22 protein-coding genes are annotated in these 21371 nt (G+C 66.7%); 6 read left to right on the forward strand and 16 right to left on the reverse strand.

Features of this window, described 5'->3' with window-relative positions; all coding sequences use genetic code 11:
* Positions 1-243: 243 nt before the first annotated feature.
* A complete protein-coding gene (locus AC1D0P_RS05890) occupies positions 244-1080 on the forward strand; it encodes a creatininase family protein (RefSeq protein ID WP_477675854.1) in 837 nt (278 codons plus the stop codon).
* Positions 1081-1088: 8 nt separating this feature from the next.
* On the opposite strand, the gene AC1D0P_RS05895 is transcribed toward AC1D0P_RS05890, so the two are convergent.
* Both AC1D0P_RS05895 and AC1D0P_RS05900 read right to left on the reverse strand, forming a co-directional pair.
* Positions 1089-2510 carry a hypothetical protein gene (locus tag AC1D0P_RS05895; protein WP_477675855.1) on the reverse strand — a complete coding sequence of 474 codons (1422 nt, stop codon included), beginning with the start codon at positions 2508-2510 and terminating at the stop codon, positions 1089-1091.
* Positions 2510-3787 (reverse strand): SPFH domain-containing protein, encoded by a 1278-nt coding sequence (locus tag AC1D0P_RS05900; protein ID WP_477675856.1) that lies wholly within the window; start codon positions 3785-3787, stop codon positions 2510-2512. The genes AC1D0P_RS05895 and AC1D0P_RS05900 overlap by 1 nt, the downstream gene beginning before the upstream one ends.
* 206 nt (positions 3788-3993) lie before the next feature.
* Between AC1D0P_RS05900 and AC1D0P_RS05905 the strand changes: the two genes are divergently transcribed.
* The 4 genes from AC1D0P_RS05905 (at position 3994) to AC1D0P_RS05920 (ending at position 8980) form a co-directional block, all read left to right on the forward strand.
* Positions 3994-4719 carry a response regulator transcription factor gene (locus AC1D0P_RS05905; RefSeq protein ID WP_477675857.1) on the forward strand — a complete coding sequence of 242 codons (726 nt, stop codon included), beginning with the start codon at positions 3994-3996 and terminating at the stop codon, positions 4717-4719.
* Entirely contained in the window at positions 4716-6857 is a 2142-nt protein-coding gene (locus AC1D0P_RS05910; RefSeq protein WP_477675858.1) for a sensor histidine kinase, read from the forward strand. The genes AC1D0P_RS05905 and AC1D0P_RS05910 overlap by 4 nt, the downstream gene beginning before the upstream one ends.
* A gap of 213 nt (positions 6858-7070) precedes the next feature.
* Entirely contained in the window at positions 7071-7529 is a 459-nt protein-coding gene (locus AC1D0P_RS05915; protein WP_092132085.1) for an Lrp/AsnC family transcriptional regulator, read from the forward strand.
* Between the two features lie 113 nt (positions 7530-7642).
* Positions 7643-8980 (forward strand): PQQ-dependent sugar dehydrogenase, encoded by a 1338-nt coding sequence (locus AC1D0P_RS05920; protein WP_477675859.1) that lies wholly within the window; start codon positions 7643-7645, stop codon positions 8978-8980.
* A 9-nt stretch (positions 8981-8989) separates the two neighbouring features.
* Here AC1D0P_RS05920 and AC1D0P_RS05925 read toward each other — a convergent pair whose 3' ends face one another.
* The 14 genes from AC1D0P_RS05925 to AC1D0P_RS05990 form a co-directional block, all read right to left on the reverse strand.
* Complete coding sequence (locus AC1D0P_RS05925) at positions 8990-10168, reverse strand: hypothetical protein (protein ID WP_477675860.1); 1179 nt, start codon at positions 10166-10168, stop codon at positions 8990-8992.
* A 78-nt stretch (positions 10169-10246) separates the two neighbouring features.
* Complete coding sequence (locus tag AC1D0P_RS05930) at positions 10247-10915, reverse strand: histidine phosphatase family protein (protein WP_477675861.1); 669 nt, start codon at positions 10913-10915, stop codon at positions 10247-10249.
* Positions 10916-10966: 51 nt separating this feature from the next.
* The gene (locus AC1D0P_RS05935; protein ID WP_477675862.1) at positions 10967-11977 is read right to left on the reverse strand and encodes a threonine dehydratase; all 1011 of its coding nucleotides are present in this window, start codon (positions 11975-11977) and stop codon (positions 10967-10969) included.
* Complete coding sequence (locus AC1D0P_RS05940; protein WP_477675863.1) at positions 11974-12612, reverse strand: LysE family translocator; 639 nt, start codon at positions 12610-12612, stop codon at positions 11974-11976. Before AC1D0P_RS05940 ends, AC1D0P_RS05935 begins: the two co-directional genes overlap by 4 nt.
* 1 nt (position 12613) lies before the next feature.
* On the reverse strand, positions 12614-13300 hold the full coding sequence (locus tag AC1D0P_RS05945) for a VOC family protein (RefSeq protein WP_477675864.1): 687 nt from the start codon (positions 13298-13300) through the stop codon (positions 12614-12616).
* 30 nt (positions 13301-13330) lie between these two features.
* Entirely contained in the window at positions 13331-14254 is a 924-nt protein-coding gene (locus tag AC1D0P_RS05950; protein WP_477675865.1) for a PhzF family phenazine biosynthesis protein, read from the reverse strand.
* A gap of 34 nt (positions 14255-14288) precedes the next feature.
* The gene (locus AC1D0P_RS05955; RefSeq protein WP_477675866.1) at positions 14289-14909 is read right to left on the reverse strand and encodes a glutathione S-transferase; all 621 of its coding nucleotides are present in this window, start codon (positions 14907-14909) and stop codon (positions 14289-14291) included.
* 1 nt (position 14910) lies between these two features.
* On the reverse strand, positions 14911-15549 hold the full coding sequence (locus AC1D0P_RS05960) for a LysE family translocator (RefSeq protein ID WP_477675867.1): 639 nt from the start codon (positions 15547-15549) through the stop codon (positions 14911-14913).
* Positions 15546-16739 carry an aminotransferase-like domain-containing protein gene (locus AC1D0P_RS05965; protein ID WP_477675868.1) on the reverse strand — a complete coding sequence of 398 codons (1194 nt, stop codon included), beginning with the start codon at positions 16737-16739 and terminating at the stop codon, positions 15546-15548. Before AC1D0P_RS05965 ends, AC1D0P_RS05960 begins: the two co-directional genes overlap by 4 nt.
* A gap of 138 nt (positions 16740-16877) precedes the next feature.
* On the reverse strand, positions 16878-17333 hold the full coding sequence (locus AC1D0P_RS05970; protein ID WP_477675869.1) for a DUF6196 family protein: 456 nt from the start codon (positions 17331-17333) through the stop codon (positions 16878-16880).
* A gap of 4 nt (positions 17334-17337) precedes the next feature.
* Entirely contained in the window at positions 17338-17667 is a 330-nt protein-coding gene (locus AC1D0P_RS05975) for a DHCW motif cupin fold protein (protein ID WP_477675870.1), read from the reverse strand.
* On the reverse strand, positions 17664-18011 hold the full coding sequence (locus tag AC1D0P_RS05980; RefSeq protein ID WP_477675871.1) for an antibiotic biosynthesis monooxygenase family protein: 348 nt from the start codon (positions 18009-18011) through the stop codon (positions 17664-17666). Before AC1D0P_RS05980 ends, AC1D0P_RS05975 begins: the two co-directional genes overlap by 4 nt.
* Positions 18011-18949: a DMT family transporter gene (locus tag AC1D0P_RS05985; RefSeq protein ID WP_477675872.1), complete on the reverse strand. Its 939-nt coding sequence runs from the start codon at positions 18947-18949 to the stop codon at positions 18011-18013. The genes AC1D0P_RS05980 and AC1D0P_RS05985 overlap by 1 nt, the downstream gene beginning before the upstream one ends.
* Positions 18946-19557, reverse strand: coding sequence for a LysE family translocator (locus AC1D0P_RS05990; protein WP_477675873.1), 612 nt, complete (start codon positions 19555-19557; stop codon positions 18946-18948). Before AC1D0P_RS05990 ends, AC1D0P_RS05985 begins: the two co-directional genes overlap by 4 nt.
* Positions 19558-19679: 122 nt before the next feature.
* Here AC1D0P_RS05990 and AC1D0P_RS05995 point away from each other — a divergent pair, with 122 nt between their 5' ends.
* Complete coding sequence (locus AC1D0P_RS05995) at positions 19680-21182, forward strand: aminotransferase-like domain-containing protein (protein ID WP_477675874.1); 1503 nt, start codon at positions 19680-19682, stop codon at positions 21180-21182.
* Positions 21183-21371 lie beyond the last annotated feature (189 nt).

Below are 21371 nucleotides of genomic sequence, written 5' to 3' on the forward strand. Positions count from 1 at the left end.
AGTTTAGCGAGAAGTTTAGCGAGACCCCGCCTGAACCGAGCACCGCAGGTTGCCCGTAGCGAAGCGAAGGGACGCAGCAACCAGGGTCGCCTTTTCTTTTGCTTACTTTTCTTTTGGCGAAGCAAAAGAAAAGTAAGTTGCCGCCGGGCAACCCCCGGCCAACCGCCCTCAGCAAAGAACTCAGAGGAAGCTAATAAGAAAGAGCCTCATCCGCCATCGCGCAAATACCCCAAAATACACCCCATGCCCACCCCAACCCCTCCCCGCCACTGGTCCACCCTCAAAACCCCGGACTTCGCCAAGCTGGACCTGGCCCGCTGCATAGCAGTACTGCCGGTGGCGGCCACAGAGCAGCACGGCCCGCACCTSCCGCTCAATGTGGATGCGACGCTGGTCGAGGGCGTGATCGAAGCCGCCTTGCCGCACCTGCCGGCCGCGCAGCCGGTTCTGTTTTTGCCCACGCAGGCCGTGGGTTTCAGCCCCGAGCACACGCGCTTTGCCGGCACGCTCACGCTCAAAGCCGAAACGGTGATACGGCTTTGGACCGAGCTGGCCGAATCGGTCGCGCAGACGGGTGTCAAAAAGCTGGTGTTGCTCAATTCGCACGGCGGCCAGGTCGGCCTGCTCGACGTCGTGGCGCGCGACTTGCGGGCGCGGCTGGGCATGCTGGTCTACAGCGTGAACTGGTTCAACCTGCCGCTCATGGGTGAAGACGGCAAGCCGGTGAACGATTTGTTCAGCGCCACGGAACACCGCTTCGGCATCCATGCGGGCGAGATCGAAACTTCCATGATGTTGGCGCTCAAGCCGGAGCAGGTCGACATGGCGAAGGCGCAGAACTTTCATTCGACCTCGCAGGACCGCGCCGAAAAATTCAGCCTCCTGGGCGACGGCCGCAGCTCCAAGCTGGCCTGGCAGATGCAGGATTACAACCCCCACGGCGCGGTTGGCAATGCCGCTGCCGCCACCGCCGACAAGGGCCGGGCACTGCTGGGCGCGGCGGGCCGTAGCCTGGCACGGCTGCTGGTGGAAATCGACCAGCTGCCGGCCGACACCTTGAGCGACAAAACAGCCTTCTAAAACAGTTTCTAGCGCAGGATCACCGTCTGGCGCTTCCACGCGGCGTCCTGCCAGCGAAACGCGGCCAGCGTACCGGGATCGCCGGCCTGTTTCTCAGCCGTCAGGGTGTCCAGGCGCGCCACTTCGAAACTGCGGCGCAGGCGCCCGGCGATCCGGGTCTCGCGGGCCAGCAGCAGTTGCGGCGCGCCGCGCACCCAGCCGGCGAATTCCACATAACCGAGTTCGGGGCCGTTGCTCGCGGGCGGCAGCACTTCAATCGTCCACTGCCCGGCGCTTTTGCGGAACACCCACAGCTCACGCCAGGCGTCCAGCGGCTGCACTGCAAGCGCCAGCGCCTGGCCGTCGGGATGCGCGCTGGCGGAAGCCGCCCAGACGATGCCGTAGGTGCAGCGTTTGGCCACGGCCTCCTTGCCGGATTTGCCGTCGGCCTTGTTTTCATACAGCGCCACGCAGGTTTCGCCGGCCTGGCCGGTCTCGGTGGCCAGGGTCAGTTTCGCGAAGCGGGGCAGCGCGGTTTCGGCAGCCCAGCGCGAGGCACCCACCCGGATCGCCGCGTCGTTGTAGTCCTGGCGGTCGTTGTCGGTCAGTTCCAGCTTGTTCACCGCGGCGAGTTCCGCGAGGGCACGCTGGGCGGCTGCCGTGGGCGCTTCGGCGCGGCGCGCCTGCTCGAATGCCAGGCTGGCAAACACGCCCGCGCGGCGCAGGTGCAAGCGGTTTTTGCTGACTTCGGACAGCTGCGCGAACTGCGCGGCGCTGATTTTGTCCAGCACCTCGGCGCGCCACTGGTCCTGCACCAGGCGTTCCTGCGGATGCAGGTCGGGGCTCATGCAGTCGGGGCGGGTCACGGCCAGCGCGGCGCGGGTGCGCTGCTCCGCGTCCGACGGCAGGGCCAGCACGCGGCGAAAGGCCTCGCCGTTGTAGCAAAGCTGCATGCTGCCGCCCTGCTCATAGCCCTTGAAGCCCACGCCGTAAAAAGACGCCACTTCCACGTGCGCGGAGATCACGTCGCTGGTGGCCTTGCCGTGTTTGATGGAGGCGCGGCGCGCCAGGCGCTCGGCCATGGTGCCCAGCGCGTCGAAGGCTTCGGCGCCTATGGCCTCGGCCGGCGCGGCCTTGAGGTAAGCGGCGGTGTAGGCAATGCCCAGGGCTTCGGCGCCCGGGCTTTCGCGCAGGAAGCGCACCACCGACAGCAGCTGCGGCGCGTCTTCGGGTTGCAGCGAGACGGTGCGCACCTGGCTGACGTGGATGAAACCCGCGCGTTCTCGCCTGTGGTCGTAGACCTGCAGGTAGTCCATGCGCCGGCCGCGGATCTCGAGCGCGTCGCCCTGCCACAGCGCCGCCTGCTGCGCGGCTGAATCGCGCGGCGCGGCGCGCAGGGTGGCCTGGTCCTGCGTCACGATGGCCAAAGTCAGGAGTGCGGTGGTGATCATTATTCGGCCTCTTCTTTGTCGTCTTGCGTTTCGGCGCCGTGCGTAGCCTGCGCCACGGTGCGGCCGGCCTTGGGCGCGCTGCCCAGCAGGCCCGCGCCCACAAAACCGCCGCTGGTGGAGGGCGGGGCGATGATCACGGTGATCTTGTCGCTGAGCTTGTCGGCCATGGTTTTCTGGATTAGCAGCGGGTGCCGCGTGATCAGCACGCCTTCACGCGCCATCTGCTCGCTGTTGATCTTGCCCACGCGGTCCAGCCGGTAGGCTTCGGCGTCGGCCAGCTTCTGGCGCGAATCCGCCTCGCCCGAGGCCTCGATGCGCCTGGCCTGTGCACTGCCTTCGGCGGTGCGGATGCGCGACTGCTTGTCGGCTTCGGCCTCGAGCTGGCGCTGCTCGATTTGCTTTTGCTTGAAGGGCAGCACGTGTTTCATGGCTTCTTCCTGTGCTTTGGCGGCGATCACCTGTTCGCTGGCAGCCGCTTGGGCATTGGTTTCGCGGCGCACTTTTTCGGCCATCGCGTCCAGTTCGGTTTCCTTGACGCGCTTTTCCTTCAGGGCCAGTGTGTAGCGCATTTTTTCCGTCGCCAGCTCCTCGGCCAGCAGATTGTCCATCCCGTGGCGGTAGTCCGCGGGCAGGTCGACCTTGCCCATCTGCACCGTGCGCAGCAGGATGCCGTCGGCCGCCAGCTTGGGTTTGAGTTCGGCTTCGATGAGCTGCTGGATCTCGGCGCGTTTGCTCGAGAAGATTTCCCGCACGGTGTAGCGGGTGAAGATTTTGTAGATCACGCCCTGCACGGCGGGCTGCACGATCTGGCCGGCGATGTCGTCGGGCAGGTTTTTCGACAGCGCGTTGACCTTGGCCGGGTCCAGCGCATAGCGCACCGTGAGGTCCACGCCCAGCGACATGCCTTCGACCGACTGGAAGGGCGAGGGGCCATCGGCCCGGCTGCTGCCTTCGGGGCGGTAGACCTGGTCGCGCAGCGAGAAGGTGCGCACTTCGTGCAGGCCGGGCAGCACCAGCAGCGAACCTTCGCGGAACTCATCGACGCCGCCGGTCAGCTGGTTGGTACGTATCGCCACGTCGCCGCGCGCCACCGACTCCATGGGCGGGTGCACCCACAGCAGGTAACCGGCTCCGGCCGCCACGGCGGTGGCGATCATCAAGCCGCCGGCCCCGGCGGCGCGCTGCACGCCCGTCGCGGCGATACGGCGAGTGCCGTGCACTCCCCTGGAAAAGATGGCGCGCAGGCGCAAGGCGATGCGGGTGAAACGTAAATTCATGGTGGGCTCCTCCGATGGTTTGGCGAGAGGCACGGGCTGTGTTCTCTCTGGCCTCCATTGTTCGGAGCGGGCCCGGAGCATTCAATGAGGCCACGCGGTGTCTTTGCGCGCTGCGGCGGGCGGCAATCGTCCGCCAACGGAAGAAACACTCACACGGCCGGGCGCGGCCCGCGCCCATAATGAAGCCAACCCCTACCGCACACCCCATGACCAAAATTGCCGTAATTGAAGACGACCTGCCCATGAGCAGGCAGCTCAAGGGCTGGATTGAATCGGCCAGGCCGGGCATACAGGTCGACCAGTGGTTCAACCGCGACGACGCCGAAGCCGCCATCGCCCGCGAAGGCTATGACGCGGTGGTGCTGGACATCGAACTGGGGCGCGAACGCCACGCCGGCGTGGCCATCATCAACGCCATCAACAAGCAGCGGCAGGGCACGCCGGTGCTGGTGGTCTCGGCCATGCCGGCGGCCATTTACCGCAGCATCATGAAAGCCCTGGACGCCTGGGACTACCTGCAAAAAACCACCTTCGAGGAAGCCGACTTCATCGAGACCTTCCTGGACATCCTGCGCAGCGCCAAAACAAAACCCGCGGGCAAGGCACCCGCGGGCAACAACCAGGAACTGCAACTTGACCCATTGCGCCAGAACACCGCCATCTGGCGCGGCCAGCGCGTGAACCTGCCGCTGACGGCGCAGCGCATCCTGGCGGCGCTGCACGCGCGGCGCGGCGAGGTGGTCAGCTACGAGGACCTGTACCTGGTGGTGAAAAGCGGGCGCAACCGCGACAACATCCGCAAGCACGTCAGCACCATACGCGACGCCTTCAAGGAAATCGACACAACGTTCGACGGCATCGAGAACGTCCCCATGCGCGGCTTTCGCTGGGCCGAAGCGGCCGAGGCTGCGCGCGGCAAGGGCCAGGCGTGAAGCTGCCCACCCGCCTGGGCGTGGAGCGCCTGCTGCCGGCGCGCGTGCCCTTCGGCCTGCGGGTTTTCTTTCGCGGCGCTTTTTTCCTGCTGGGGCTGGCCACCATCGCGCTGGCCGTCGCCGTGCTGCAGGATGAAAAAGAGCGCAGCTACCGCAACTACCAGGACGGTTTTCGCAAGAACCAGGCGCAGATCGCGGCCAAGCTGCGCCACCCCACCGGCCAGCTGGTGCTGCTCAATCCCACGGCCTACGACCATGCGGTGACGCCGCTGCGCCCGCTGGTGCTGCCGTTTTCGGCCCTCGATTTCGACGACCGCAACAAGGCCCAGCAGGCGGTGGAAATGGCCGGCTGCCTGGTGCAATACCCCGATGCGGCCTCGATGTGCGTGGCGGTCGGCAACAATCCCTTTGCCGGCGGCTTTCTCTACGCCGTGGGCAGCTTCAACAGCGGGCCGCTGGTGTCGCACACCTCGGGCACGCTGGACTTGAGCCAGGCGCACCGTGCCCGCATCACGGTGGACATGCGCGGGCAGCATTACCGCTGGATCGCGCCCTTCCAGGCGATGCAGGCCACGGATGAAGGCCGCAACGCCTCGCCCTTCGCCAACACCCGGGGCCGCCTGGTGGGCTTTGCCGACGACGGCCCCATCACACCCGCCAGCCGGCCGGTGCGCGATTTCCGCGGCTGGCTCTGGCAAGACGGCCGCTGCGTGGACGGCGCGGCCGCCGGCCCGGATTGCGCCCGGCGTGCCTTCGTCAGCGTGCGCCTGCCGGTGGAGCTGTTCCGCGAGGCGCTGTTTGCCAAAGGCCCGGCGGGCATTGTCTGGCCGCCCGCGGACCTGGACCAGATCAAGGTGCAGGTCGAGATGCTGGCCCCTGGCGAGGGCAAGCCCCTGTTCGACAGCAACGCGCCAGGCGCGACCGCGCCTTTCTCGTGGTCCGAGCTGACGCCCTTGCTGCTGCCCGGCGAAAAGCTGCGCATACGCAAGCTGGGCGCCGCCGGCGCCGGCGCCGACGTCGTGGCGCTGTCCGGCGCGGAAGCCACGGAGCGTTCCTCGCCGCTGATCGCCTGGCTGATACGCCGGCTGCAGGTCGAGGGTTATGACGCGCCCGTCAACAGCACCGACATCATCAGCACGCCGCTGGGTCGCTACGAACTCACGCTGACCGGCGACATCCGCAGCGTCAACAAGGCCCTCACAGCCGTGGCCACGCGCGTGTCCTGGTTTGTCGGCGGCATGCTGCTGGCCATCTTCCTGACCTGGCTGGCCATCGAGCTGCGCATCATCCGCCGTATCACCGAACTGACCCGCCGCGCCGCCACGGTGTCCAAGGGCGTGCGCGCCAGCGACAGCCTGGCGGCGGTCGACCTGGCCGACCTGCGCGGCGGCGACGAGCTGGGCGTGCTGGCCGGCGGCCTGCAGGACCTGCTGCAGCGCGTGAACGAGGACGTGCGCCGCGAGCAGATCCGCGTGGCCCAGGAAAAAGACACCTGGCATGCGGTCGGCCATGAAATCATGTCGCCGCTGCAGTCGCTGATGGTGCTGCACGGCAGCGTGGACGACCCGGCGCACCGCTACATCAGCCGCATGCAGCAGGCCGTGCGCGTGCTCTACGGCAGCGCTTCGCCCAGCGAGGCCTTCGAGTCCACCGCACTCAACGTGCAGACGCTGGACGCCAACGAATTCCTGCGCCACGTGGCGCGCAACGCCGCGGCGGCCGGCATTCCCGGCGTGGCCTTTGAGCCCCTGGCCCAGCCCGTGACGGTGCGCGCCGATGAGTATTCGCTGGAAGACGTGGTCTCGCACGTGCTGCGCAATGCCGAGCGCTACCGCCTGCCCGGCAGCCTGATCCGCATCACGCTGTCCCTTCAGGCGCAGGAAGGCACCGCGCCCGAGGCGGTGATCGCCATCAGCAACCTGGGCCCTCAAATAGAAGCCGGCATGCTGGACAAGATCTTTGAATACGGCGTGTCCGGCCTGCCTGATGCCGAAGGCGGCGCGCCGGGCCAGCGCGGCCAGGGCCTGTTTGTCGCCAAAACCTATATGGCCAAAATGGGCGGCACCATCACCGCGCACAACCTGGAGAACGGGGTTTGCCTGGAGCTGCGGCTGCAGTGCGCTGTGGGTAGCGCCTGAGCACGGCTTCGGCAGCCAGCACCCCAAAAAATCAAAGCCCCCAGCGAGCGGTAACTTGCTGGAGGCTGTGTCTTGGCGGGCGGACCGGTAAGCCCGTTGCCATGAAAGAAGTATCGCCCGGGTGCAGCCGAAGAATTTGCTTGATTTGCTGCTGAATTTGCCAGATACAGATAAAAAATCTGCAAATTCTCAAAAATCAGATAAATTAGCCGGATGGACACTTTAGACCGGAAAATCCTTCAGGTTTTGCAGGCCGATGCGCGCACCAGCCTGCAGGACATAGGCCAGGCCGTGGGCCTGAGTCCCTCGCCCTGCTGGGGCCGCATCAAGAAGATGGAGGAAGCCGGCGTGATCGAGGGCTACACGGTGCGCCTCAACGCGCAGGCGCTGGGCCTGGGCGACACAGTGATGGTGCAGGTCACGCTGGACAGCCATTCCGACAACACACTGGAGAAATTCGGCGAAACGCTGGCCGCGATCCCCGAAGTCATTGAGGCTTACCTGGTGTCCGGCGAGTACGACTACCTGCTGCGCATCGCGGTGCACGACACCAAGGACTACGAGCGCCTGCTGCGCGAGCGGCTCTACAAGATCAAGGGCATACGCCACAGCAAGTCCAGCTTTGTGCTGCGCACGCTGAAGAAGGCAGACCTGCCGCTGTTGCCGGGCTGAGGCGGGACCGGCGCTGACAAAGCCCCGTGGGGCCGGCTGACAGCGCGGCCGGCGCCCGGCGCGCACACTGGACGGGGCGCCGTGCTGATGCGGCGCGGTACCAGGGAGAATCTATGCGCGCCCCCCATTTTTCCGTCAAGCCATGGCTTGCACCCGTGCTGTGCGCCGCCATCGTCGGCGGCCTGGTGGCCTGCGGCGACACCGCCCTGTTGCCGCCCGAAGCCGGCATGGGTTCCAACCCCACGCTGCCTTCGCCCAAAAAGAGTTTGATTCCCACCGTGAACATCGCGCCGGCCAAGGGCTGGCCCGAGGGCCAGATGCCCACACCCATGGCCGGCCTGGGCGTGACGGCGCTGGCCACCGGCCTGGAGCACCCGCGCTGGGTCTATGTGCTGCCCAACGGCGACGTGCTGGTGGCCGAAAGCAATGCGCCGCCCAAGCCCGAAGACGGCAAGGGCATCAAGGGCTGGTTCATGAAAAAAATCATGGGCCGGGCCGGCGCCGGCACCCCCACGGCCAACCGCATTACCTTGCTGCGCGATACAGACGGCGACGGCAAGGCCGAAAGCCGCAGCGTCTTCCTGGAAAACCTCAACTCGCCCTTCGGCATGGTGCTGGTCGGCAACGATTTTTACGTGGCCAACACCGATGCCGTGGTGCGTTTTCCCTACCAGCCGGGCCAGACCAGCATCACCGCGGCGCCCGTGAAGCTGGTGGACCTGCCGGCCGGCCCCATCAACCACCACTGGACCAAGAACATCATCGCCAACGCCGACGGCAGCAAGCTTTATGTGACCGTGGGCTCCAACAGCAACGTCGGCGAGCGCGGCATGGAGGCCGAAGCCGGCCGCGCCGCCATCTGGGAGGTGGATGCCAAAACCGGCCAGCATCGCGTGTTCGCTTCCGGCCTGCGCAACCCCAACGGCATGGGATGGGCGCCGGAGACCGGCGCGCTGTGGACGGTGGTCAACGAGCGCGATGAGATCGGCAGCGACCTGGTGCCCGACTACCTGACCTCGGTGCGCGATGGCGTGTTCTACGGCTGGCCCTACAGCTACTACGGCAGCAACGTGGACGACCGCGTGAGGCCTGCGCGGCCGGACCTGGTGGCCAAGGCCGTGCCGCCGGACTATGCGCTGGGCTCGCACGTGGCGCCGCTGGGCATGGTGTTCTCGGAAGGCAAGACGCTGCCGCCCGCACTGGCGACGGGTGTGTTTGTCGGCGAGCACGGCTCGTGGAACCGCGTGCCGCACAGCGGCTACAAGGTGGTGTTTGTGCCCTTCCTGAATGGCTTGCCTTCCGGCCTGCCGCTTGACGTGCTGACCGGCTTCCTGAGCCCGGAGGGCCATGCCTACGGACGGCCTGTGGGCGTGGCGATGGACAAGCGCGGCGCCTTGCTGGTGGCCGACGACGTCGGCAACGCCGTCTGGCGCGTCAGCGGCGCCAAATAGCGCAGGTTTTCAAACGGGCGGCAACACCATGTCGGCCGTGCCTGGGCACACCCAGCGCGGGTATTCGCGCGAGGTGTCTATGCAGCCGCCCGACTGGTATACGCCCTTGGGTTCGCGCATGCGCAGCATCAGCTCCAGGATACGAGCCATCTCGGCCGGGTCGGCACTGGAGGCCTTGACGCCGGCTTCGACGATGTTTTCGTTGATGCGCAGCTCGCCGGCTGCGTCGGTGTAGGTCGCATGGCGCCAGTGAAACAGCTCCAGGCACTTGGCCGTCAGCGTGTAGGGCTGCTCGCGCTTCCAGAAGTTGGTGAACAGCCCGTTGCCGATGTAGAACACCCATGAACCTTCATAACCCGAGACGTCGGACGAATGTTCATCGGGGTTGCGGAACCACAGGCGGTCGCCGGGCACATAGTATTTGGGCGGCAAAGGCCGCTCCATCGAACCGTACTCGCGCAGGAACACGTCGTGGAATTTTCCCGACATGATGGCGCGCCGTTCCCAGCGCTGCTGCAGGCCGGCCAGCAGCGGCGGGTTGCAGCTTTCAAGTTCCTGTGCGATGGCCAGCAGGATCACGTACTCGGTTGCGCGGTAGCAGGAAAAAGAATACAGCTTGCCGGAGGCCTCGGGCTGGGTGGCTTTTTGCAGGGCCGGAATCAGCGCATGGCCGGGCCGCACGGTGAAGCCGTCGTCCTCGGAGTAAGTCCAGCAGTCCTCGGGCCGGTTGACTTCGGTGGTGTGAAATTCGAGCGCCGTCTTGCGCGCGGCCAGCACGATGTTGCGGCGCACGCGCAGCGCCGAGGCCAGTTCCTCGTGGCTGGGAAACTCGAAGGCGATGGGGCTTAACAGCATGGCCAGCAGGATTTCACGCTCCAGGTCGTCCGTGCTGTTCAGGGTGTCAAGCTGCAGCTTGCCTGCCAGGCCCAGGGTGTCCAGGCCGGGCGCCCATTGCGCGGCCAGGCCGGCTGAAAGGCGGAAACGCCGCACCACGCCGGCGCGCTCACCCGCCGCCAGTTCCCCGGTTTCCACGGCGTCCTGCAGGCCCAGCCGCTCCAGTTGCACCAGGAAGCCATAGCTGGCCGCGGCCAGCGCCTCGGCCGTGGCGGCATGAAGGTATATGCCTTCGATGATGAGGCTGGCTAGGCTGGGGAGACTGGCGGGGCTGGGAATAGGGGCGGCGCTCATGGTGCCGCAAAGTATCTTTGCTTGCCGTGATCCCGGCAATGGTAAAAACACCACGCGGCCACTTGCGGCAAATGTGCTTCAGGCGTAGGTGATCCAGCTCGCGTGCTCTGGCGCATCCAGGTGCGGCAGGGTGTTGTAGGTCACCAGCATGTGGCGCTTGGGCGTGAAGGCGAATTCGGTGAGTGAGCAGTTGCGTATGCGCAGGTTCAGCTCTATCGTGGTTTCCGGGCTGGTGCCCAGCACGTGGCCAACAGCCGTCGAGATAGGCCCGCCGCTGGAGACCAGCAGCACGTTGCCGGTATAAGTTCCGCGGATGTGGTCCAGCACATCCGTGATGCCACACACAAATTCCGTGTAGCCGGGCATGCCCCTGGGGCTGACCACGCCGGCCATCCACTGCGCCAGGCCGTCGCGCAGCAGGCGGAAGTGGCCGCGGTACTCCTCGGGCGTCGTGGGTTTTTCGAGCTTGTGCGGGTGGATCGCGCCTATCACCGCATGGCTGTCATATTCATTCAAGCCGGGACGCTGGGCAGCCTCCATCGTGATGCCCATGCCTTCACAGATGCCGGAAAAGGTATTGATCTGGCGCTGCAGCGTGCCGGTGAAAGCCGCGTCAAAGCTGATGCCCTTGTACTTGAAGTATTCCCCCAGGCGCACGCTTTGTTGGCGCCCCATGGGGCTGAGCACGTCGTAATCGTCTTCGCCAAACGAGGCCTGGCCGTGGCGCACGAGGTAGAGGGTTCCCATGGGCAAATTGTGGCCACCCCGGGTCGAGTGCCCAGTCCCGCGTGTGACCGGTCAGCTTCCCGTTAGCACTTTGGCGACAGTAGCGGTGTCCACGTTGCCACCGCTGAGCGTGGTGCCTACGACCAGGCCCTTGAGCTGGTTTCGCTCCTGCATGGCCGCGGCAAAACCGGCCGCGCCCGCGCCCTCGGCCACGTTGTGGGTGTCGGCATACAGGTCGCGCATGGCCTGGGCCACTTCAGCATCGGTCACCTTCACGATGTGGTCCAGGTGCGGCAGCAGGATCTCGAGCGCGGCCGGATCGGCGACACGGCAGGCCATGCCGTCGGCCAGCTGTGTGGTGACCGGCGCCTCGACGACGCGCCCCGCCGCCAGCGAGTCGGCGTAGGCGGTGGCGTGCGCGCTGACCACGCCGACAATGCGCAGTGTGCGGCCCAGCGCCAGCTTGGCGGCAATCGCCGAACAGGCGCCCGAGCCCTGGCCTATGGGCACGTAAACCACGTCAAGCTGCGGCACCGCCAGCATGAACTCCCACCAGTAGGTGCTGACACCGCGCAGCAGGCCGGGATGAAAGCTGGGCACCATATGGGCGCCGCGTTCGGCGGCCAGAGCGATGGCGAATTCGCGGCTTTCCTGGAAGTCGTCGCCATGCTCGATCAATGTGACACCCAGCGCGCGCATGGCGGCATTTTTCTCAAGCGAGTTGCCATGCGGAACCACGATGGAGCAGGGCACACCGTGCGCGCGCGCCGCCCAGCCTATGCTCTGGCCGTGGTTGCCGCGCGTGGCGCTGATGACTTCGGCCGGCATCTCGCCGCGCTGCCTGAGTCCGTCAAAGTAGGTGAGCCCGCCGCGCAGCTTGAAGGCGCCGACCGGCGTGTGATTCTCGTGTTTGATCCAGCAGTCGGTGCCCAGGCGCTGGCTGGACAAACCCCAGCGGTATTGCGGCGTGGCCTGGAACTCGCGGTAGACGACGCGGGCCGCGTCTTCAATTTCCCGCAGCGAAGGCAGCATGTTGTTACCGGCGTTTTCCAGCCCCGGCGCGCGTTCCAGCACCGCGCTCATGCGGCCGCCCGTTTTTCCGTCAGCAGGCGCAGCGCCAGCAGGCCCAGCACCGTGCCCATGACGTATCGCTGCACACGCATCCAGCTGATGTTGCGGTTCAGGAAGCCGGCGATGGCCGCGGCGAAGCAGATCAAAATCGTGTTCACGCCGGTGCTCACGCTGATCTGCACCGCGCCCAGCGTCAGGCTTTGCAGCAGCAGGTTGCCACGCTCGGGATGCAGGAACTGCGGGAAGAAGGAGAGGTAGAACATTGCCACCTTGGGGTTCAGCAGGTTGGTCATAAAGCCCATGAGGAACAGCGTGCGCGGCGGGTCGTTCGGCAGTTCACGGGTTTCAAAGGGTGCGAGGCCGCCCGGCTTGACGGCCTGCCAGGCCATCCACAGCAGGTAGGCCGCACCCGCCACCTTGATCGCGTCGAAGGCCAGCGGAACGGCCAGCAGCAGCGCCGTGAGCCCGAAGGAGGCGGCCAGCAGGTGCACCACAAAACCCAGTGCCACGCCGCTGAGCGACACCATGCCGGCGCCGCGGCCCTGGCACAGCGTGCGCGAGATGCAATAAATCATGTTGGGCCCGGGCGTAAGCACCAGCACCAGGGCGGCGAGGGCAAACCAGGCGAGTTCGACGGTGTTGAACATTTCAGGCTCCTTTGGATTCCAGCGTGACGAGGCCGCGCGGTGTTTGCAGCGTGGCGATGAGGTTGGGCGGTCCCTGCGCCAGGCCCACGCCCGCCAGGCCCAGGGCTTCATAGCCCCCCCGCAGCGCGTCGGGGCGCGGGTGGCTCGCGTGCAGTGATTGCAGCGTGACGCCCGAGGGCGCCATGCCGTCGGCCGGATGGGCGTCGCCCCACTGGATCAGCGTGGGCAGCGCCCCGTAGAACAGCCGCTGCCCGTCTTCGCGTACGGTGATCTTCCAGGCCAGCAGGCCTTGCGGCGTCATGCGCGAGACATCGAGCACTTCACCGCGGTCAAGTCCCAGCCGGCCAAGCGCGCGCACGGCCGCGCTCACACGGGGCGTCGAGGCCACGAAATGTGCCAGCTGCGGCCCGGTTTTGGCCAGCCGCAGCTGCAGTTCGCGGTCGTCGAGGTCATACCAGCGCCTGGCCGGTGCCACGCGCGGGTTTGGTGTTCCCGGGTTGACCGCGATGATTTCGAAATAGGCGCGGGGGAAGGCCGGGGAGGCCACCGTGAACAACCGGTTGTGCGTGCCCATCAGCCCATGCTCACCGCCCGGGCCGGGCGTGATGCCCAGCACGCGCTCACACCACTGCACGCCCTGCTCCAGGCTGGCCGCCACCACCACGAGGTGGTCGACCTGTGAGGCCATTGGCGCGGAGTGTGCTGTGTGTTCCATCGCTCAGAGCGTGACGCTTCCATCCACGCAGCTCACCGACTCACCGCCGACCCAGACCTGGCCTTCGGCGTCGCGTTCGATGTGCACCTGGCCCGCGCGGCCCAGGCACACGCCTTGCGAGGCGGTATAGCGTTCGGGCGCATGGCCCTCGGCGATCATCCACTGCGCCAGGCTGGCGTTGAGGCTGCCGGTCACCGGGTCTTCATCGACGCCTATGGGCGCGGCAAAGGCGCGTACTTCAAAGTCGGGCGCAAAGGCGGCGGAGGCAGCCGGCGCCTGGGCGAAGGCCTTGGCCTCGCGGTTGGCGCGTGCGATCAGCGGCGCCGCGTCTTCATGCGGGTAGCGCGCGACGGCACCGACCTTGATGCCCAGCTTGACCAGCGCCTTGTGGTCGGGCGCCAGGCTCAGCACGGTCTCGGGGCTGTCCAGCAGCAGGCCCAGCCAGAGCGGGCCGTTGTCCAGGCATTGCGCGGCCAGGACCTGGTTGGCCTTGAGTCCCAGCGCGGCCGCCACCTGGGCCAGCACCGTGGGGCTGGGCGCCGAGCGCTTGAGCGCCGGCGCGGCAAAGGCCAGGCGCCGGGTGCCCGGTTCGCGGCGAATTTTCACCAGGCCGACCTTGCATTCCTGCACGATGAAGTCTTTGGAACGCGGCTGCCCGCCGGCTTCCAGCCAGCTGTGGCAGCTGCCCAGCGTGGGATGGCCGGCGAAAGGCAGCTCGCCGCCCGGCGTGAAAATGCGCACGCGGTAGTCGGCCGCGGCGTCCGTGGGCGGCAGCAGGAAAGTCGTTTCGGACAGGTTGGTCCATTTGGCAAAGCGCTGCATCGCGGCATCGTCCAGGCCGCTGCCGTCCATCACCACGGCCAGGGGGTTGCCGTAGTAAGGGGTGGAGGTGAATACGTCGACTTGCTTGAATGCGCGCTGCTTCATGGGGCTCTCAGTTTTTCAGGAATGGTTTCAGGATTTATGACAAAGGCAGGTCCAGCACACCGCGCGCCGCGGGCCGCGCCAGCAAGGCCTGGTACCAGCGGTCCAGGTGGGGCCGCGCGGGCCGCGGCTGCGGCAGGCCGAACCAGCGGTGCATTTCGCAGCCCAGCGGGATGTCGGCCATGCCGAAGTGTTCGCCGCCGATGAATGCGTGCTCGGCCAGGTGCGCATCGAGCAGGGCCAGCAGCGGCTCAGTGGCGGCCACGGACTGCGCGATCAGCGCCGGGTTGCGCTGTTCCGCCGGCGTGCGTATCCACTGGATGAAGGCGGCGCGGCCCGCCGGGTTGAAGGTGGTCTGCTGCCAGTCCATCCACTGTTCGGCGGCAAAGCGCTGTGGCAGCGTTGCGGGATAAAAGTCGCCCAGCGAGTATTTGGCGCACAGGTAGCGCACGATGACGTTGGATTCCCAGACCAGGGCCTCACCGTCTTCGAGCAAGGGCACCAGCGCATTCGGGTTCTTGCGCTGGTACTCAAGCTCCTTGACGATGCCGAATTGGCCGCCGGCGTCGGTGCGCTGCAGGGTCAGGCCCAGTTCCTGCGCGGCCCACACCACTTTGCGGACATTGATGGAGCTGATGCGCCCCCAGAGATGAAGCATGTCAGATTCCTTTGGAAGGTCGGTCGAGAAACAGCAGCCGCAGTGCGAGCCCTGCCATGACAAAGGCCAGCAGGCCGCGCTGGAATTTTGCGGCGCCGGGGCGCGCCTGCAGGCGGCGGCCTATCTGCCCGCTGAAGGCGCCCAGCACGGTATTGAAGGCCAGCGCCATCGCCGACAGCAGGACGCCCAGCACCAGCAATTGCAGCGTGACATGGCCGCGTGCCGGGTTCACAAACTGCGGCAGGAAAACCATGAAAAACAGCAGCGCCTTCGGGTTCACCAGGTTGTTCAACAAAGCCATGCGCACGATGCGCGCAAAACCGGCGGGAACGGCCTCGGCATCACGGCGCGCGCCGGCCGGCCGTAGCGCCTTCCATGCCAGCCACAACAAATACACCGCACCGGCGTAACGCAGCACATCGAAGGAGGGCGGCCAGGCCGCGACCAGCGCGGTCACGCCCGTCGCGGCGCACAGCGTGTGCACCAGGTCGGCCGCCGAGATGCCGAGGGCGGCCGCGAAGCCGCCGCGCACGCCATGTGCCAGCCCGTGCGAGAGCACAAAGGCCATGTTGGGGCCGGGCGAGGCGAACAGCGCCAGAACCGCCAGCACAAACAGCGACAGCGTGCCGGTGTCCATCATGCCGCCGCGCGCAGTTCGGGCACGCCCGTGGGCAGCTGCTCGCGTATGGCCGCGGCCAGCGCGGCGATGCCGATGTTGATCTGCTCGACGCTCGACGTCACAAAGGACAGGCGCAGGGTGCGGGCGTCGGCATGGTCGGCGTAGAACGCCCAGCCGGGCACAAAGGCCACGTTGCGCTCCACGGCCTTGGGCAGCAGGTCGATGGCGTTCATGCCTTCTGGCAGGCGCACCCACAAAAACATGCCGCCGGCCGGCGTGTTCCAGCTCACGCCCTCGGGCATGTCGCGCCGCATCGCGGCCAGCATGGCGTCGCGCTGCGATTTGTAGAGCGCGCGTATGGTCGGAACGTGGCGCTCCAGGAAATTGTTTTTCATGGTCTCGACCACCATGCGCTGGTTGAAGCCCGGCGTGTGCAGGTCGGCGGCCTGTTTGGCCTGCAGCAGCTTGGGGTACAGCGCCTTGGGCGCGACCAGGAAGCCCAGGCGCAGGCCGGGCGCCAGGATCTTGGAGAAGGAGCCCATGTAGACGCAGCCTTCGGGATTGCGCGCGGTGAGCGGCAGCGGCGGCGGCGTGTCGAACCACAGGTCGCCGTAGGGGTTGTCCTCGACGATGGGCAGGCCCAGGCGCGCGGCCTCGGCGCTCAGCGCGGCGCGGCGCGCTTCGCTCATGGTGCGGCCGGTCGGGTTCTGGAAATTGGGCAGCACGTAGAAGAAGCGCGCGCCTGCGGCCTTGCTCGCCAGGTCCTTGATATCCACACCCTCGTCATCGCTGGCCACGCCCACGACCTCGGGCTCCATGGGCGTGAAGGCCTGCAGCGCGCCCAGGTAGGTGGGGGTTTCGACCAGCACGCGGCTGCCGGCGTCTATCAGGATCTTGGCGATCAGGTCCAGGCCCTGCTGCGAGCCGGTGGTGATCAGCACCTGCGCCGGATCGACCTCCCAGGGAAGCATGGCGGCCACCATCTCGCGCAGCGGCGCATAACCTTCGCTGGCCGCGTACTGCAGCGCGGCATGGCCGTCCTCGCGCAGCACCTTGTCGCAGGCTGCACGGAAAGCCGCGACCGGAAAGGTCTTGGGCGAGGGCAGGCCGCCGGCAAAACTGATGATGCCTGGCTTTTCGGTGACCTTGAGGATCTCGCGGATCACCGAAGGGTTCATTTTTTTGGCGCGTTGCGCTTGAGTCCATTCCATTTCACTCTCCTCCTTGCGGGCCGTCAAACAACCCTGGTCAAAAATCTCTTGCATCGCTTTCAACGCGGTGCGGCGCACCGGCGCGATGGCATGGGTGTGACGATGATCTCACCTTGGCCGTTCCGCGCAAAGTACCGTTCATGCGGCCGCTCCGGCGGACTGCATGGCGCGGATAAGCTCTATCGCCCGTCCGGCCACGCCGCGGGGGATTCCCCAATAGTCGAACACGCCGCCGTCGGACGCGTTGTGGCCGCAGACGACAAAGACACCTGTGCCCAGCTCACGCTTGAATTCACTGGCCAGCCAGCCGACAAAACCGCTGTTGGGAATGCCGGGCGCGAAATGAAAACAGACGACGGCATAGCGGTCTTCCGGTTGTGTGGGCGCCGGCGCGGGCAGCAGTGCGCTCCATACCGCCTCGTCGCGCACCAGGGCCAGCGCGCCGCCGGCCAGTGACGCGAGATGCGCCGGAAACTCCGCCACGGGAAATTCGGCAAAGGTGTAGTCGCCCGGCAGCACGTCGGCGCGCGCATGCGCCATCGCGCGCGACAGCCGCCGGCGTGTCTGTTCGGGTGTTTCGGGTGTGACGTCCATGGGCTCAATCCACCACAAACAGGGTGGCGCCCAGCGGCGCGGTGGAGCGGTGTGCTTCGGCCTGGTCGGCGACCTGGTAGCTCATGCCGGGCTCCAGCGTGAAGCGCCGGCCGTCTTCGAGCTCGGTGTGCAACTGCCCCTGCAGGCACAGCAGGATGTGGCCTTTTTTGCACCAGTGGTCGGACACATAACCCGGCGTGTACTCGACCATGCGCACGCGCACGTCGCCGAACTGCTGGGTGCGCCAGAAAGCCTTTCCTTCCAGGGCTGAATGTTCGGTGCGGGCCACGGCGGACCAGTCCGTGGTGCCGAAAGGGATGTTGTGGATGTTCATGCGGCCTGCCCCGCCTTGCGCGCGCGTTCGTTGGGCGTGATGTGGGCGATGGTGCCGTCGCCGTAGGAACGCAGCACCTGCGAGATGACGATGTGAAAGCCTTTGTACCACTGGGTGTACTGGCGTTTGGCTTCCAGGTGTTTCGGGTGGGCCGAGAAGGCGCGCAGCGCCTCCTGGTTGTCCCAGAAATAGGTCGCGTTGCTGCGCGTGCCGTCGGGCGAGCGCCAGGTTTCCGCGCCCAGGTAGCCGGGCGTGGCGTGGGCGGCTTCCTCGATCAGCGCGTCCAGCGCGTGGAAGCGTTCGTCATAGGTGCCGGGTTCGAAAATAAAGGCGGCGCAGTACATCAGGTCTTCCTCGGGTGCAGCAAAGAGGGGGGCATGGCGGCCGGCTGGTGCACCGGCATTTTTTTGCCGATGAACACGGTGGCGATCACCGCCAGGCCGAAGCCCACGGTCACGGCGTCCAGGCGCTCGCCCAGCAGCGGCACCGCGAACAGCATGGACAAAAACGGCTGCACCAGTTGCACCTGGCTCACGCGCACCGTGCCGCCCAGCGCCAGGCCGCGATACCAGGCGAAAAAACCCAGCCACATCGAGAACACCGCGACATAGCCGAATCCCCACCATGCGGCGGCCTTGATGGGCCCGGCGGGCCAGCTGGAGGCGGCCAGCGGCAAGGTCAGCGGCAGGGCCAGCAGCAGCGCCCAGCAGATCACGTGCTCGGCCCGCATGCGCTGCGAGAGCCTGGCGCCATAGCCGTAACCGACGGCGGCGCACAGCACGGCGGCCAGCAGCAACAGGTCGGCCGGGCTGATGGACAGGCTGCCGCTGCCCGAGCGCAGCATGGCAAAGGCCACCACCAGCGCGCTGCCCAGGGCGGCGCACAGCCAGAAGCCGGTGGAAGGGCGCTGGCGGTGCAGCAGCGCACCGACGGCCGCGGTGGCCAGCGGCAAGGTGCCGATGATCACGCTCGCATGCATGGCCTCCACATGGCGCATGGCGATGGAGGTGAACAGCGGAAAACCGAAGACCACGCCGCCCGCGGTGGCGGCCAGCGGCCACCAGTCCTCGCGCCGCGGAAAAGGCGCGCGCGTGGCCAGCAGGAAGACAGCCGACAGTGCCGCGGCCACCACGGCGCGGCCCAGCGCGATGAAGACGCCCGACATCTGCGGCGCCTCGGGCGTGCCCACGGCCAGCCGCGTCATCGGCAGCGTGACCGAGAAAATCACGATGCCCAGCAGGCCGAACCAGAGGCCTTTGGTGATTTGTGTGTTCGGGCTCATATAAAGAGCATCCAGACGGCGGTGGCTACCAGCACGGCCGCCATCACGTAATTGAACCAGCGCAGCCGCAGGCCGCTGCCGGCCGGGCCGGTGAGCCATTCGCGCAGCAGTGAGCCCGCGAGGGCATAGGCCAGGTTGCTGACAAAGGCATAGGCCAGCATCACGGGCAGCACGATGGCCAGGCGCATGCCGGGCGCTTCGCGGCCGGCGATCCAGCCGCTGACGATGGCCAGCGCCAGCATCCAGGCCTTGATATTGACGAACTGCAGGGCAGCGCCCTGCCAGAAGGTGACGTTCAGCCGGGACGCGTCGGCCTCGCTGAGCTGGCGCGACTGCGAGACCTTGAAGGCCAGCCACAGCAAATAGGCCACACCGACGACCTTGACGGCCCAGCTCAGCAACGGCACCGCCAGCACCAGCGCGCCCAGACCCAGCGCGCACACCAGCAGCAGCGCGCCCCAGCCGACCGGCACGGCGCAGACAAAAGGCAGCGCGCGGCGCAAACCGTGGTTGGCGCCCAGCGCGGTGGACAGCGTGGTGTTGGGCCCCGGCGAAAAGCTCATCGCCGTGGCCAGCACSAGTAAAGCCGTAAATTCTTGCCAGTTCATGTTTCAGACTTTATAGTTGAAAGCAATACACCACCAATACAGTTATCGGTACAAATTCCAAAACTGTATTGGTCAAATTGTCAGCACACACGCTCCGCCCCAGGAGCCACAAGGTTCACACCATGTTGATGAAAACCGCCTCGCTCTCCCTGACCGAACAGCTTTCGGCGCGCTTTGCCGAGCGCATCCGCAGCCGCCTGCTGGCGCCCGGCGCGCGCCTGCCCTCGGTGCGCCTGTGCGCCGAGCAACAGGGTGTGAGCGTGTCCACCGTGGTGGCCGCGTATGACCAGCTGCTGGCGCAGGGCCTGGTGGTGGCGCGCAAGAACCGCGGATTTTTTGTGCGCGATGCCTCACTCAACGCGGCGCTGGCACCGACCTTCCAGGCCCCGGCGGTGACGCAGGCCGGAAAGCCGGGGGCGGCGCCGGCGGCCGCCGGTGCCGCGGCCAGCCTGGCGCCGCTGAGCGCCTGGAGCACCGCCGGCTGGATGCACACGCGCCAGGCGCCGGTCGACGCGACCGCGCTGATACGCGGCATGTTCCACAAGGTCAGCAACAAGCCCCAGCCCGGCATGGGCGTGTTCCCGTCCGACTGGCTGGAAACCAGCTTCATGCCGACGGCCGTGCGCAAGGTCACCAGCGTCAGCGCGCTGCGGGACTTTTCGCTGCAGTACGGCGAGCCCATGGGCGACAGCGGCCTGCGCCGCGCGCTGTCGCAGAAACTGAGCGCGCTCAATGTGCATGCCGTGCCCGAGCAGATCATCACCACGGTCGGCGCCACGCATGCGCTGGACATCGTGAGCCGCACCCTGCTGCGCGCCGGCGACTGCGTGATGGTCGAAGAGCCCGGCTGGGCCGTGGAATTCGCCCGGCTGGACGCGCTGGGCATGCGCATCCTGCCGGTGCCGCGCCGCGCCGACGGGCCCGACCTGGAGGTGATGGCGCAGTACTGTGAAATCCACCAGCCCAAGCTGTTTGTCAGTGTCAGCGTGTTCCACAACCCCACCGGCTACTGCCTCACGCCGGGCAGTGCCCACCGCGTGCTGCAGCTGGCGATGCAGCACAACTTCCACATCGTCGAAGACGACACCTACAGCCACCTGGCGCCCGAACACGCCACCCGGCTGTGTTCGCTCGACGGTTTGCAGCGCACGATTTACGTCAGCGGTTTCGCCAAGATTCTCGCGCCCGGCTGGCGCGTCGGCTTCATGGCCGCGCCGCCCGACTTGGTCGAGCGCCTGCTCGACACCAAGCTGCTGGCCACGCTGACGACACCGGCCCTGCTCGAAAAGGCGCTGGCCTGGTGCATAGACCAGGGCCAGCTGCGGCGCCACGCCGAACGCATACGCACCCGGCTGGATGCCGCACGCGCCCGCAGCGTCAAATTGGCCATCGCCCACGGCTGCACCTTCGCGGCAGAGCCCGCCGGCCTGTTCGGCTGGGTGGATACCGGCGTCGACACCGACGCGCTGTCGCAACGCATGCTCGATGAGGGTTACCTGATCGCCCCGGGGGCGCTGTTCCATGCGGTGCGGGCGCCCAGCACGCTGATGCGGATCAATTTCGCGACCACGCAGGAGGCGGCGTTCTGGAAGGTTTTTGCTCGGCTTAGGGATGCTGTGAAATAGCTCGGGTCTTGCGCCGGCTGTCCGCGCTTCCTCTGTTCTCTTTGCTTGGTTCTGCTGGCCGGGGGTAGCCCGGCGGCTACTCACTTTTCTTTTGCTTCGCCAAAAGAAAAKTAAGCAAAAGAAAAGGCGACCCTGGTTGCTGCGTCCCTTCGCTGCGCTACGGGCAACCTGCGGTGCTCGGTTCAGGCG

The sequence above is a fragment of the Polaromonas sp. P1_G2 genome, from assembly GCF_056405515.1.